This window comes from Paenibacillus sp. GQ49 (genome assembly GCF_059759055.1).
In genome coordinates this window covers 146027-160972 of record NZ_JCAXEL010000003.1, presented here as the reverse complement: position 1 = coordinate 160972, position 14946 = coordinate 146027, and the positions used below count along the sequence as shown (strand labels likewise).

12 protein-coding genes are annotated in these 14946 nt (G+C 45.8%); 4 read left to right on the top strand and 8 right to left on the bottom strand.

Features of this window, described 5'->3' with window-relative positions; all coding sequences use genetic code 11:
* Positions 1-29 precede the first annotated feature (29 nt).
* Complete coding sequence (locus AC6CIF_RS07895; protein ID WP_498198915.1) at positions 30-2261, bottom strand: MMPL family transporter; 2232 nt, start codon at positions 2259-2261, stop codon at positions 30-32.
* 178 nt (positions 2262-2439) lie between these two features.
* On the opposite strand from AC6CIF_RS07895, the gene AC6CIF_RS07890 reads away from it, so the two are divergent.
* Positions 2440-3066 carry a TetR/AcrR family transcriptional regulator gene (locus AC6CIF_RS07890; RefSeq protein WP_498198913.1) on the top strand — a complete coding sequence of 209 codons (627 nt, stop codon included), beginning with the start codon at positions 2440-2442 and terminating at the stop codon, positions 3064-3066.
* Positions 3067-3220: 154 nt separating this feature from the next.
* On the opposite strand, the gene AC6CIF_RS07885 is transcribed toward AC6CIF_RS07890, so the two are convergent.
* Positions 3221-4018: an MORN repeat-containing protein gene (locus AC6CIF_RS07885; RefSeq protein WP_340031366.1), complete on the bottom strand. Its 798-nt coding sequence runs from the start codon at positions 4016-4018 to the stop codon at positions 3221-3223.
* A gap of 329 nt (positions 4019-4347) precedes the next feature.
* On the opposite strand from AC6CIF_RS07885, the gene AC6CIF_RS07880 reads away from it, so the two are divergent.
* The gene (locus tag AC6CIF_RS07880) at positions 4348-4938 is read left to right on the top strand and encodes a GNAT family N-acetyltransferase (protein ID WP_498198911.1); all 591 of its coding nucleotides are present in this window, start codon (positions 4348-4350) and stop codon (positions 4936-4938) included.
* A 39-nt stretch (positions 4939-4977) separates the two neighbouring features.
* Here AC6CIF_RS07880 and AC6CIF_RS07875 read toward each other — a convergent pair whose 3' ends face one another.
* Positions 4978-5874 (bottom strand): diacylglycerol/lipid kinase family protein, encoded by an 897-nt coding sequence (locus tag AC6CIF_RS07875; protein WP_498198909.1) that lies wholly within the window; start codon positions 5872-5874, stop codon positions 4978-4980.
* A gap of 546 nt (positions 5875-6420) precedes the next feature.
* Here AC6CIF_RS07875 and AC6CIF_RS07870 point away from each other — a divergent pair.
* Entirely contained in the window at positions 6421-7014 is a 594-nt protein-coding gene (locus tag AC6CIF_RS07870) for a hypothetical protein (RefSeq protein WP_498198907.1), read from the top strand.
* A gap of 57 nt (positions 7015-7071) precedes the next feature.
* Here the strand turns inward: AC6CIF_RS07870 and AC6CIF_RS07865 are convergent, their stop codons facing one another.
* The 5 genes from AC6CIF_RS07865 to uxaC all read right to left on the bottom strand — a co-directional run bounded on the left by AC6CIF_RS07865 (position 7072) and on the right by uxaC (position 13936).
* Positions 7072-7590 (bottom strand): hypothetical protein, encoded by a 519-nt coding sequence (locus AC6CIF_RS07865; protein WP_076209678.1) that lies wholly within the window; start codon positions 7588-7590, stop codon positions 7072-7074.
* Positions 7591-7951: 361 nt separating this feature from the next.
* Positions 7952-9829: an ABC transporter ATP-binding protein gene (locus tag AC6CIF_RS07860; protein ID WP_498198905.1), complete on the bottom strand. Its 1878-nt coding sequence runs from the start codon at positions 9827-9829 to the stop codon at positions 7952-7954.
* On the bottom strand, positions 9826-11553 hold the full coding sequence (locus AC6CIF_RS07855; RefSeq protein ID WP_498198903.1) for an ABC transporter ATP-binding protein: 1728 nt from the start codon (positions 11551-11553) through the stop codon (positions 9826-9828). The genes AC6CIF_RS07860 and AC6CIF_RS07855 overlap by 4 nt, the downstream gene beginning before the upstream one ends.
* Positions 11550-12092 (bottom strand): MarR family winged helix-turn-helix transcriptional regulator, encoded by a 543-nt coding sequence (locus AC6CIF_RS07850; RefSeq protein WP_419890314.1) that lies wholly within the window; start codon positions 12090-12092, stop codon positions 11550-11552. The genes AC6CIF_RS07855 and AC6CIF_RS07850 overlap by 4 nt, the downstream gene beginning before the upstream one ends.
* 401 nt (positions 12093-12493) lie before the next feature.
* Positions 12494-13936: a glucuronate isomerase gene (gene uxaC, locus AC6CIF_RS07845; RefSeq protein WP_498198901.1), complete on the bottom strand. Its 1443-nt coding sequence runs from the start codon at positions 13934-13936 to the stop codon at positions 12494-12496.
* A gap of 203 nt (positions 13937-14139) precedes the next feature.
* On the opposite strand from uxaC, the gene AC6CIF_RS07840 reads away from it, so the two are divergent.
* The gene (locus AC6CIF_RS07840; protein ID WP_498198899.1) at positions 14140-14883 is read left to right on the top strand and encodes an MBL fold metallo-hydrolase; all 744 of its coding nucleotides are present in this window, start codon (positions 14140-14142) and stop codon (positions 14881-14883) included.
* Positions 14884-14946: the final 63 nt, after the last annotated feature.

Genomic DNA, 14946 nt, shown 5'->3' with positions numbered 1-14946 from the left:
CCCGCCGTCCATCTCACCCCATCCATGCATTACATGGACTGGTTCTGTTTCTCTTCATTCTTCTCTGCAATCGGCACATACTTGCCTGGCCAGAAGGCCCATTTGCCCAGCAATGCGGTGATCGCCGGTACCATGAACGGACGAACCAGGAAGGTATCCAACATCACACCAACGGCTGTGATAATACCAAACTGCACCAACACCTGAATTGGCAAAGTAGCAAGTACGGCAAATGTTCCTGCCAAGATCAGACCTGCAGATGTAATAACCGAACTTGTCTCGCCAACACCTTCTTTAATCGCTTGACGAAGCGGCATCGTTTTGCGTTTCTGCCAGATGCTAGAGATCATGAAGATGTTGTAGTCTTCACCCAGTGCCACGAGGAATACGAAGGAATACAGCGGAATCGCTCCCTGAATGGCATCTGCGCCAAGTCCGTAGTGAATAATGATCCAACCCAGACCCAGTGCAGAGAAGTACGATAGAACGACTGTCGCGATCAAGTACGCTGTGGCTACGATTGAACGCAAGTACATCAGTAGTAACAATGTAATCATGCCGATGACTACCGGAATAATGATCTTGGAATCCCGTTCTCCGGTTACTTCAATGTCATACTGTTCAGCCGTCTGACCATCGATCCAGACTTGACTGTCCACATTAGCTACACCAGCGTCTTGAAGCGCCTGTTCGGCAGTAGCCCGCAGATCTGGAATATGCTGCATTGCCTCCATGGAATATGGATTCAGATTAAATTCCACATCAAAGGCGGTAATGTTGGCATTCTCAGCACCCTGCTGAGCATCGCCTACTTTGCTAATGTAATCCAGCGCTTCGAGACGCTGCTTCAGATCAGTTTCTTTGCCTTCGGCATCAACGATCACTTTGACTGGAGCCAGCTCACCTTGGGAGAATTGTTCGCCGATGACGGTGAAACCTTCGCGGGAAGGTACATCCTCCGGGAAGGAAGACAACAGATCATATGTGAATTTAACCTGAGTAGAGAATGTCGCCAATCCTCCCAGCAATACCAACGTAATTGCAAGAACGGTCCATGGCTTTGTTATTACAACACGGCCAATCCAGCTTTCCTTGATTTTGCGCGGGGCCGGAGCCGGTTTGCCTTTTTTCTTCGCACGTTCCACTTCCATCTCATGTGTACGCGGTACGAACGGGTAGAATGAACCCCGACCGAAGATCGCCAGGAGTGCGGGAACCAGCGTCAGACTTGCAATAAACATAATAAAGATGGACAGACTGAATGGTACGGCAAAGCGTTGATATGCACCGTATTCAGCCAGCAACAACACGAGTAGTGCTGCAACGACCGTGAATCCACTCATGGCAATGGCGCCGGATGATCCGGTAATTGCCTGGAAGATGGCTTTCTTTTTGTCCGGCTCATGATAGAGAATTTGACGGTATCTGGAGATCATAAACAGGCAGTAATCCGTTCCTGCTCCAAATAACAATACGGTCATGATCGAGATGGACTGTGCGTCCACCGTGATCCAGCCTTGATCCGCCATGAATCCGAGTATGGGGCTTGTCACCATATACGCGAACCCAACCGCAATAATCGGGATAATTGCCAATACCGGCGAGCGGTAGATCAGCAGCAACAGGACTAATACCAGAACAACCGTAGCGATCAGCAAGGATACATCGGCGGAGGAGAATAGCCCGCTCGCATCAATGGATATCCCTACTGGCCCAGTCACACGGGCAATCAGTGTATTGGTATCATCTATAGCTACATCAAACGGGTTTGCCCCGAAGATGTCTTGTGTTTTTTGCTCAAGTGCTTCAATAGCTTCCTTCAATTGTTCCGAATCGGCACCTTCATTGAAGAAAAGTGGCATAACCAAAGTACTTCCGTCTTCCGAAAGCTGGCCTTTCAATGCCTGTGGTGGCAATTGATAGAGTGGCACAACGGACTGTTGTTGTTCTACCGGATCTTGATCCAGTCGCTCCGTTAATGCCTGAATGTTCTCAATCTGCTCATCTGTCAGACCGCCGGCTTGACGCCATACGATCAGTGCGGGCAATCCTTCACCACCAGGGAATTCCTTCTCTGCAAGTGCAGCTGCCTGAATCGATGGTTTGGATTCACTCAGATCCTGTGCGTTATTGGTTTCACGATCACCTACAGCAGGCCATACCATGCCAAGCACAACGGCGATAATGATCCATACCAACAGTGTAATCCATTTGCTTCGTTTGCCGGCTACCCAGCGGCCGTAACCTGAACCTTCCTGCATTGTCTCTTCATCTCCCTATTCTGTTTCTATGAAGCCCTAATATATATGATGGTGTAGTAATGAACCACGGGTCATAGTATAATCGAGTTAATTATATATACCGGAAGGTTAATTTTGCAATGCCTAATTTTGTGAACATGTCTAACCAGCAATTAAATACGTAAAGAGGTATGTACTTATGAGCAAAAAAACAAACATTCCCCGTTCACCGGGTAGACCCAAAACAGCTGTGGATCAAGCATCTGTCCAAACCAACATATTGATGACCGCATCACGTCTGTTTATGGAATACGGGTATGAGCCCGTCTCTCTCCAGCAGATTGCTTCTTTATGCAATGTAACCAAAGCATCGATCTATTATCACTTCTCCAGCAAAGCTGATCTGTTCACCGTTGCCATCACCCGCATGATGGCGATGGGCATGCAGCAGACTTCGCTCCGTCTGGAAGAACCCGGCTCATTGCAAGAAAGGCTGGTTAAGGTTGCTGAGGCGAAGATGCAGCACTCCCATATTGAAACGGAGACCATGATGCGAGAAGCCGAGAAACATCTGGATACGGAGCAACTCGCTCAGATTCGGGAAGCAGAGGTTCGCATATTCGAAGTACTAGCTACCCATTTTCAGAAGGAGATGGACAACGGTTATTTCCGGGCCGCCAATCCCATGCTGCTTGCTCATGCGTTTACTTCACTGCTGATGCTCGCGAACCGCGAAGATGTACGCAACATGAATGGCGGCAGCATCGAGGAACTTGCGCAGGAACTGGTGGCGCTGTTTCTGGATGGAGCTGTTAGGCGAAACTAAAATATATAGCTGTATCTCAAAAGCAGTTATGCCAAAAACCATCGGGCGATGCAATGAACACACCTACCGATGGTTTATTGGTTGAAATCTAATCATATTATAGGACTTTGCTCCTGAAAGTTTTGAATTGATCCTGTAATTACTTACCTGTTACTTAATCGACAGTGATATAAATAGATATATTAGGGCCATCACTACTATTCTCCGTATAGAATTTACCTTCACCCGTTGGTCTTCCGTTTTTAAACATGCCCACATAGACCAACTTACCGTTTAAGTACCCTTTACCTTTGCCGGTAATAGCTCCATTTTTAGCCTGCCCATCATAGATGATTACACCATCTTCGTACAATTTAATTTTGCCAGAATACGTGGGTACTCCTTTATCAAATGCACCAACATAGGCAATTTCTCCATATTGATATGCTTTACCTTGTCCCTGTGGCAAACCATTCTTAAACGTACCCTGATAGAACATTTCACCATATTCTGTATACCACTTACCTTGACCATGAAACGAACCATTCAAAAAATCGCCCTTATATTTAACCGTTCCATTTATGTCGTACTCGGTACCTTTACCTGAGGGAAGCCACGTTTCCTTATCCACCTTACCAACATAATTAAACTTTCCATTTGGGTAATAGATCTTTCCCTGTCCATTAGAGATATCCGAGTACAGCTTCCCATCAGAGTTATACCTTTTTCCTTCATGAGGCCTCCCCGCTACAAACTTACCTTCAAAGCTCTTCTTCCCATTTGGAAAGTAGGAAATTCCTTTACCATTAGGAACACCATTTTTGACTTCTCCTACATATCTGTGTTTTTCTCCAGAAAGAGTGATATAGATCTCTTTTTTCGCTGCTGAGACCTGTCCAGGTGAAGTAAACAGCGGTGTAACCAAAATTAAAAAAACAGTAAACCACTTCAAACAATTCTCTAACTTTCGCATTTCGTTAAATCCCCATTTCTATTCTTATAGAATCTATCGGCCTGCTAAGGTAAACTGATACGTCTCTTTAAGACTATGAATGTCTGGTTTACTACAACGCAGCTATGTATACAGTACAGCAAATCAAAATATGTAATTCGAGCAGAGTAATACGAATCTTCAAACTAGGTTTCTCTTCGACTTAGCAAGCACGACAATACTTATATCGACCATTATAGCTACAAGCATGAGAAAATATGGTAAAATGTTGTTAATTATCTATTTCCCGTTGATTAATACGATACATAACATGAATAACACTAGCCTTGAACTCATAGGAGGAAACAACAATGTCACCACCAAAACCATCCCCACGCATCCCCCGTCTGCTGGAAACAAAGCGCATATACCTGCATCCTTTCGAGATTACAGATGTGGATACTTACTTCCCCGGCCTGTTTGACGCCGAGATGCGCAGGCTGACAGGAACACAGAACAGTTTCACACGCGCTCAGGTTGAACGTTATGTTGAGAACGCAGCACAAGATGACACCAGACTCATGCTACTTATTGCTTTGCAGGAAAATGACCAGATCATCGGAGATGTCGTCCTGATGGACATGCATGCCAAGAATCGCAGTGCACATATTCGGGTTGCCATCGATCAGGCCGAGCATCAAGGAAAAGGCTACGGTAGCGAGGCGTTGCTGCTTATGCTGGACTACGGCTTCGGCATCTGTAACTTGCATCGAATCGAGCTTGAGGTGTATGCCTTCAACGAGCGAGCCATTCGCACGTATGAGAAGCTTGGATTCCAGCGCGAGGGTGTGAAGCGGGATGTCTTGTTCTACAATCATCAATACCATGATGCCATTCAGATGAGCATGCTGGAGGATGAGTTCAGGCAACGTCATATGAAAGATCAGGCAGGGAATGTTTAAGTTTCCGATCAGCTAAATCAAACTAAAAAACCGGGGGATTTAATAACCCTCCCCGGTTAGAAACTTCAGATGATCCGTCAACACCGAAAGCTCGGCGGGTGTCTTCATATACAATTCGCCATCTGTATCGGCTGACATCGGCGCATCGGTCTTCACTTTTAACGTAGATGCCTTGAAGTATGAAATACTCTCACTCTGAGGTTGCCATTCTCCCTCTGGCTTGTGTGACAGCATCTCTCGCAGCAGCGGAATGCCTGTCTCATGAATAATGAGCACGTCCAGTTCGCCATCCTGCAACGCATCCGGTGCAAAGGGTAATGCATTGGTTCCCAGAAAACGGCCGTTGGCTGCATAGATCATCACTGCTTCGCCTTCCATCTCTCTCCCATCCGCCTCCAGTTGGTAACGAAACGGCTCTGTATGACTAATTGTCTGCAACGTGCTGATAAAATAACTGAGCTTACCCAGCGCGCCTTTCAGATTTTCGTTAATATTCTGCGATGCATCACTGATCAAACCAATGCCGAAAAAGTTCGTGAACACCCGATCTTTAGCCCGTCCAACATCAATGGACACCACCCGACCTGCCAGCATTTCTTGTGCCGCAGTCTCTGCATCCGGTGAAATCCCGAGCGAACGCGCAAAGTCATTACATGTGCCTCCAGGCAATATACCAATCAACGGAGGATGTTGCAGATCAGCCAGCCCATTCACGCATTCGTGCACCGTGCCATCCCCGCCCAAGATAAACACCACATCGAATTGTTCCCCGCGCTCACGACACAGCTTCTCTCCTTCACCAGCTTCATCCGTACGCACAATGACGAGTTCATGGACAGCGGGAGCCAGCACACCAGCCACAAGGCCCACTGTATTCTCACGATTGGACTTGCCCGAATGATGATGATGAATTAACAACGCTTTGTTAAACTCCATCCCTCTTCCTCCATTCCAATGCTTGTTACCCTTTACCCACAAAGGTTGAAGCCGTAAACAAGCCCTTCGCTAAGCACTCATCATGATTCCAATAGGTTTCCCAATCAGGTATGCATCCTAATCCTCATTCATTCGTAATAGCTATATAGGTTCAACTTAAGAATATTCACACATGCCACTCCGATGCCAGAATAACCTTCCGATCGCTGTTATCCTCAGATTTTTCTGATTTACTTTTACAAAGGTGACAATCTGGTGATAAACGTATGCTTCCGATGTAGCTTTCTTGCAGAAAGCTTTTAGGCGAACGCTTCGCTTCTTCAGGTTATTTCTGTCCTCTACGTTTTCGTGTAAATGTATAGTTAAACTTAAATAGATAACCCTTTTATCTAACTAGCCAATTCCTTTTTTAACCAGATTTATGCATGAGAATGAGGGTTTCTCCGCACCTTAATGTCATAAGACCGCAAATTTTGCTGGTGAGAACCCATTCAAATCGAGTCAAAACGGTTATATCTATACCATATACGAATGGAGGGATTCCCTATGATTCCGGCAACGTTGGAACAATTGGAGCAAGTTCGCAAGGAATGCCGTACCATGGTTCGCAAAAGAGCTACCGCTTCTGCCGGTACAACACTCGTTCCGCTGCCCGGTACAGACGTACTGGCTGATGTGGGGATGCTGATGCAGCTGTTGCCTGCCATTAACAATAAATTCGGATTATCACAAAAACAGTTGGACGGCATGGACCCCGAGACCAAATCCATGATCTATGGATTCGTGATGTCCATCGGAAGCAAAGTCATTGGTCGTATGATCACCAAGGAATTGGTGGTACAGGTTCTGAAAAGAGTCGGCGTACGCGTAGCCACCAAATCCGTCGCCAAATTTGTCCCCTTTGCAGGACAGGGATTGGCTGCCGCACTCAGCTTCACTGCCATGCGCTATGTGGGTAACAAACATGTCGATGACTGCTATGAAGTCGTCAAACGCATGATTGAGCAGCGCGAATTGATTCCAGGTGATCCCGCTCCGTCTGCGCTTGAGGAAGCTAACAGCGACGACGTGAAAGTAGAAGCGAAGTCGATCTCTAGCAACGGGGCAGATGAACCTGCGAAGGAGTCTAAGGATCAATGAACGCAAAAGCTCCTGTGCGACTGAACGCACAGGAGCTTCTTCATCTCACAAGAACTGCTAACTATTATTTAAAGTAATGTGTATTTCCTTTTGGATATCTAAAGAACCATACCGTTTATTTTCAAGGTAGCTTATTTGTATATCATGTACTTCTTTGCGCGGTACAAAATATGGTAACTTGCCTGATTTTATAAGTGCATTCATCTTTTTAACTTTTTTCATAATGACTTCACGTTCAGCCGAGTTCTTAATTTCAATATGTATTTGTTTTACTGTAAATGGATCACCAATAAATTCCTTTCTTACATAGAACATATTTTGAATCAACAGGTAATTGTCATACTGATTCATCTTAATAGGATGAACATTAGTAGGTTTTGAAATCATTAATTGCTTGTATTTATTATGTTTATCATCATCCTTTGAAATAGGAATACAACATAAGGAATCAGGAAATTGTTCATCTTCAAGAACTAGTAGCAGGCCTGGTCGTTGTTCATTAATTGAAATTTTGTACTCTCTCCAATCACAAATGGAGTGAAATTCTTGTTTTAGTTTATATACTTTAAATTCCATGTGTACTCCCCCAAGTAATTGAAAAAGGAGCAGGAAAAATCCTGCTCCTCCTATTTACACATCCGTTATCTTTTAGTTGCATACGGATCAGCAACAACATTTACACATCCGTTATCTTTTAGTTGCATACGGATTAGCAACAACATTTACACATCCGTTATCTTTTAGTTGCATACGGATTAGCAACAACATTACATATATAGTTTAGCACCAAACGGTTAGAAATACAATAAATCATTAGCATTTTTTAGATTTTTTTGTATTATTCCTAATTCATATAACTAGCATTCCACACAATGATTGTGGTCGAATTTCAAATTCTAACCTAACATCAAATGCATGTGAAATGCTAGTTCGAAACTTAGATCGCCTGCGGTTGTTGCTCCGCAAACTGACTATTGTACAGATCGGCGTAGAAGCCCTGACTTGCCATCAATTCATCATGATTACCCTGTTCAATCACGTTACCATGATCCATAACCAGGATCAGATCAGCGCCGCGAATGGTAGACAAACGGTGTGCAATGACAAAGCTCGTGCGATCCTTCATCAGATCATTCATTGCTTTCTGGATAAATACTTCGGTCCGTGTATCCACGCTACTCGTCGCTTCATCCAGAATGAGGATGGCGGGGTTCGCCAGAATCGCTCTTGCAATGGTCAGCAATTGTTTCTGCCCTTGAGAGATGTTCGACGCCTCTTCATTCAGCACCGTATCATAACCATCAGGCAGTGTACGGATAAAGTGATCCGCATGTGCCGCAACGGCTGCCTTGATTACATCGTCTTCCGTAGAACCTTCTCGACCATAGGCGATGTTGTCCCGAATCGTTCCGTTGAACAACCAGGTATCCTGAAGCACCATGCCGAACAGACTGCGCAACTTGCCACGCTCCATGTCCTTAATGTCGGCACCGTCAATCGTAATCCGACCATCCTGAATTTCGTAGAAACGCATTAACAGGTTGATCAGGGTGGTTTTACCGGCTCCCGTTGGTCCAACAATGGCTACCGTCTGTCCCGGTTTTACATCAATATTCATGTTATGAATGAGCAGTTCATTTTCTTTATATCCAAAATTAACACCTTGGAATGCAACCGCACCTTTAGGCTGCTGTAATTGCACGGGTTGTTTGGACTCCGGAACTTCTTCCTCTTCATCCAGCAACTCGAATACCCGTTCTGCCGAAGCAATCGTTGATTGAATAATATTCGAGATATTTGCAATCTGGTTAATCGGTTGTGTAAATTGACGGGAATATTGTGTGAAGGCCAGAATATCCCCAATAGAGATAGAACCACGTGTAACGAAGATCCCACCGACCACACAGATCAGTACATAACCCAAGTTACCCACAAAACTCATGAGCGGCATAATAATACCGGAGATAAACTGAGCTTTCCAGCCAGATTCATACAGCTCTTCATTGACCTTCTCAAATTGCTGTACGGATTGTTCTTCACGTCCAAATGCTTTGACGACCTTGTGTCCCGTGTACATCTCTTCGACATGACCATTCAGTTCCCCAAGGGATTTCTGTTGACCCGCAAAGTGTTTTTGCGAACGAGATGCGACCAGCATGACAACAACCACACTGAGTGGCAACGTCAAAATCGTGATCAAGGTCATCCATGGACTAATCGTCAGCATCATGATAATTACGCCGACAATTGTGACGATAGACGTAATGAACTGTGCCAAACTTTGCTGAAGTGTATTACTGATATTGTCCACGTCATTTGTGGCACGGCTAAGTGTCTCCCCAGTTGTGCGGGAGTCAAAATATTTCAAAGGAAGACGTCCAACCTTCGCACTGATCTGCTCACGCATGTCATACACAACACGTTGGGCCACACCGGCCATCAGGTATTGCTGAACATACATAAATGCAGCACTGAACAGATAGAGTCCGCCAAGCAGGTATAATACTTTCATCAATGCAGGAAAATCAATCCCGGCTCCCTGTACACCCTGAAGGATGGCAATGGCGCCTTTACTGAGAATATCCGTTCCTTCGGCCATAATTTTTGGACTGATGATGCTGAATACGGTACTCAAAATGGCTGCAACCAGCACACCTAACAGACGAGAACTATGGGGCTGGAGATAACGAATCAAGCGCCGCAGTGTGCCTTTGAAATCCTTCGCTTTCTCCACTGGAGGCCGCATACCCATTCCGGGACCTGGACCCGGCCCACCATGGGGACGAGGCGACTTGCGTTCTGTACGTTCACTCATGCGATCTCCTCCTCTGTCAGCTGGGAGGATACAATCTCGCGATACACTTCATTGTGCTCCAGCAGCTCTTTATGTGTTCCTGAACCGACAATTCGGCCCTCATCCATAACCAGAATGCGATCGGCATCCATTACTGTACTTACGCGTTGCGCAACAATCAACACAGCCGCTTCTGTCGTTTCGGACTTCAGCGCAGCACGAAGTTTAGCATCCGTTTTGAAATCGAGAGCAGAGAAACTGTCATCAAAGATATAAACTTCCGGACGGCGAACAAGTGCGCGAGCGATGGACAGACGTTGCTTTTGTCCACCAGATACGTTGTTACCACCTTGCGCGATAAGACTGTCATATCCCTCTTTCATCTCGGTAATGAAGTTCTCCGCCTGAGCTGTACGGGCCGCATGAACAACTTCATCCATTGTGGCATCATCTTTCCCGTGACGGATATTCTCCGTAATCGTACCCGTAAAGAGGACTGCCTTTTGTGGTACAAAGCCAATTTTGGCACGCAGATCTTCCTGCCGAATTTCACGCACATCCGTACCATTTACCCGAACACTGCCTTCGGTCACATCATAAAATCGTGGAATAAGGCTGAGCAATGTCGATTTTCCAGAACCCGTACCACCGATAATGGCTGTTGTCTCACCTGAGCGAGCTGTGAAGGAGATATTGGACAAAGCTGGATTCTCTGCGCCCGGATAACGGAAAGTTACATTGTCAAACTCAATCATACCCTGCATGGATTTCATACCACGAGGCTGCTCGGGATTGCTAAGATCCGGCTGCATATCAAGCACTTCGTTGATCCGTTCTGCCGATGCTGAAGCTCTTGGAATCATAACAAAGATCATCGAAACCATAATCAGTGAGAACATGATCTGCATTGCATACTGGATGAAGGCAATCAATGCACCGATGTTCATATTGCCGCTGTCGATCCGCATTCCACCAAAATAAAGGATGGCAATCATCGAAAAGTTCATAACCAGCATCATCACAGGCATGATGGTCGCCATGAGCACATTAACTTTGATCGATGAATCTCTCAGTTCTGTATTGGCCCCGTTAAAGCGCACTTTCTCATGCTCCCCACGGTTAAAGGAACGAACAACCCGAATTCCTGTTAACTGCTCACGCAGCACCAGGTTGAGTCGGTCCAGCTTTTTCTGAATGGTTTTGAACAAAGGTAAACCCTTGGCACCAATCAGCGCAATGGCTCCGCCCAGTACCGGAAGCACGACCAGGAAAATCGTAGATAATTTGGCGTCCTGAGATACCGCCATGAAGATACCCCCGATACACATGAGCGGAGCCATAATCATCATTCGCAGCATCATTGTAAGTACATTCTGTACCTGTGTGATGTCATTCGTCGTACGCGTAATCAGTGAAGCAGTACCCATCTTATCGAACTCCTGGAGAGAGAAGTTCTCCACATGGCGAAATACTCTGCTCCGCAGTTGTTTGGCAAATCCGCCCGCTGTTCGGGATGAGAGGTAACTGGCGATCACCGAACACGCCGTTCCGCCAATCGCGATGACCAGCATCCATCCACCAATCTGCCAGATATACGGGATATCCCCTTTAATGATGCCGTCATTCACAATATCTGCCATTAACGTAGGCAGGTACAATTCAGCAAGCGACTGAAACAGTACCAAAACCAGAATGAAAATAATCGGAATTCGGTATGGCTTCAGCATGCTAAACAGTTTCATCATGGCGTATCATCTCCTCTTGTCGAATCATCCTTTTGCAAGGAAGTTAATGTATCAAAAAAGGTGTATACCTTGGTCAACAACTCAGCCAGCTGAGTACTGTCTTGTTCACCTAAATGTTCAACTAACTTATTGAATATTTCCATGCGTTCTAGGTGAGCAGCCCGAATAATTTCACGACCTGCTTCAGTAATCGTGATACGAACAGCACGGCGATCCTCCGGGTCCATCGTCCGTTTGACCAGCCCCTCATCTTCAAGGCCACGAATAACAGGTGTAATGGTCGGTGACTTCACGCGTAGCAATGCGCTAATTTCCGAGACTTTCATCCCGGGATGATTGGATTCGATCGTGTCATTGAAATCAGGCGGATTGTCCTGCCAGTTCAATTGTTCTCCCGGATGCATCCCGTGGAGTAAACAACCCAGCACCATAATTTCATTGTGATTGCGCCCATGAGGTTTATGTTGCCTCCATTTGCCTTTATTAAACTGCATAATGGAGTACAAAAGCTTCTGAGCAACCGGATCTATACCAGTCATAATGGGTCCCTCCTTCTTTCTTTATCATTCCGTAGACATCCAACATCATAGGACATCTATTAAATAGTAGTACAATTAAATAGATGCACAATTAATTAGGTGTACTAAGTATATTATCGCAAGAAACGAATGTCAAACATCTAAAAATAACCAATATAAACCCATAACCAAGAGCCTATACGCGCTTGATTTTGGTTTTTGTCATTTTGCCGTCATTGGAGCTTGCTATACTTATTATGTGCAATCCCATGAATTCAACTTACAAAGAAGCTCCCATTCATTACTCCGGTGGATGATGACCCGGAGGTAAGAAATGGGAGCATTTTAAATTACGATTGAAAATTAGAAACTAGAGAAACTTCATATTGCATAACTTGCATGATTAATTCGTTTGTTACTCATTAAGACTGTGAAGCAGAGACTGTTTTTGGCACTGAAGCAAACGGGAAATACTCTTTTGCATTGTTGTAGGCGATGCCCTGTACGATCTGACCGAGTAGCTCCATATCCTGCGGTGCTTCGCCCTGTTCAGCCCATTCACCAATGAGATTGCAGACCAGACGACGGAAATACTCATGCCGGGTGTAGGACAGAAAGCTGCGTGAATCGGTCAGCATGCCGACAAAGCGGCTGAGCAAACCAACATTCGCCAGGGCTTTCATCTGGGCTAACATGCCATCCTTTGTATCATTGAACCACCAGGCGGCACCAAGCTGGATTTTACCCGGAATGCCCCCGCCCTGAAAGCTGCCGATAATCGCTGCGAGTACTTCGTTGTCCCTTGGATTCAGAGAATACAGAATCGTTTTGGGCAGTGCTTGTTGCTGCTCCAACGCGTCGAGCAATCCAATCATCGCTGCGGAAAGCGGCGTATCATTCACGGCATCATAACCGGTATCCGGCCCAAGCTTGGCAAACATCCGTGTATTGTTGTTACGGGCTGCATTAATGTGGAACTGCATCACCCAGCCTCGCTCTGCATACAGTTTGCCAAGGAATGTCAGCGTTACCGTCTTGTACTTGTCCTCTTCCTCACGAGTTACCTTCTGACCCGCAAGTACCTTTGCAAAGATGGCAGCTGCTTCTTCGCGTGTAGCCACGCCGTAAGGAACATAATCAAGTGCATGGTCAGAGACTCTGCCGCCTACAGAATGGAAGAATTCCACACGTGACTCCAGCGCAGCAAGGAAGGATTCATAATCTGAAATGGCGGTGCCAGATGCCTGCGACAGCTTGCCCACCCATTCCACGAAGGTATCCCGGTTCAATTCCAAGCCTTTATCCGGGCGGAAAGAAGGTAATACCGCCGTATCAAAGCCTTCGATTTCCTGAATTTTCAGATGATACTCCAGAGAATCCGTTGGATCATCGGTTGTGCACACAACAGTGACATTGGACTTGGTAATCAGATCACGTGCACCGAATCCGTCACTGTTCAGTTTGGCATTTACTTTTTCCCAGATGGCTGGTGCGCTTGTCTCATTCAATACTTCGTAGACGCCGAAATATCGCTGTAATTCCAAGTGAGACCAGGCATACAGCGGATTACCGATCATCATGGGTACCGTTTTGGCGTAAGCCAGAAAACGATCGTAATCGGTTACTCCTTCACCACCGGTCACATATTGCTCTTCAATTCCGTTTGCGCGCATGAGCCGCCACTTATAGTGATCACCGTATAACCAAGCCTCTGTAAGATTGCCGAAGGTCTTGTTCTCGTAGATCTCCTGAGGACTGAGGTGGCAATGATAGTCAATAATCGGCATGTCTTTGGCATAATCCTCATATAACTTGATCGCCGTTTCATTGTGCAGCAAAAATTGTTCATCCAGAAAAGATTTCATTCGCCTCGCACGCTCCCTTTAGGTGAGTTTACGTTCATATGGGTTCACTTCCCATCTTTACGCTACACTGTTTATCATCAAAGTTCAATATAAAATGATAGCGTTATCAAAAAAGGTTGATTTAGGCATATATTCGGGAACAAGGTATACTGGATTTAACGCAAGGATGCTGATCTGAAGATCACACAAGGAGATGAAATGAATTGAAAATTACTTTTCTCGGCACAGGAGATATGTTCAGCGTGGAGCAGCCCCACAATAGTATGCTGGCTGAATTCAGAGACACGCATCTGGTCATTGATTTTCCAGAATCAAATGCCAAAGCACTCAAGGAATACGGATTCGCCATGACCGATATCCACAATGTGTTCATTACTCATTTGCATGAAGATCATATTAATGGTGTACAGATGCTGGGTTATTACGCACAGATCGTAGGCGTCCGCAAACCCCGTCTGTTCATCCACGAACAATTGGTAGATCCGCTATGGAACATTCTATCTCCGGGTATGCGCTACACAACGGATGGTGAACGTACCATGAGCGATTACTACGATGTCGTTCCCCTGCCAGATGGAGGCACATTTGAACTGGGCGGCGTGACGTTTGAGACCTTTCGGACACAACACGTGCCAGGTATGGTCAGTAACGGACTGCTGGCCAAGCCTTACTTCTATTACAGTGCAGACAGTACACTGGACCAGGAACGGGTGGAGCAGGTTGCCGCTGATGTGCAGCTGATTTTCCATGAATGTCATATGCATGATCTGGTGATCAAATCCCATACCTCATTGAAGGATCTGGAGCAGTTACCCGCGGAAGTGAGACAGAAAACCGTACTGATGCATTATCATGACGAGTACGCCGATGCCTACAAACGGGAAAAGTTCAACCGCGAGCATGATCTGCAGATGGTCGGCACGCTGGAATCATTTGAACTGGAGTAGGTAAACGGAGAACTTATTAAGAACATACCAAAAACCACCTGCCCGGCAGAAACTGGTCGGTTC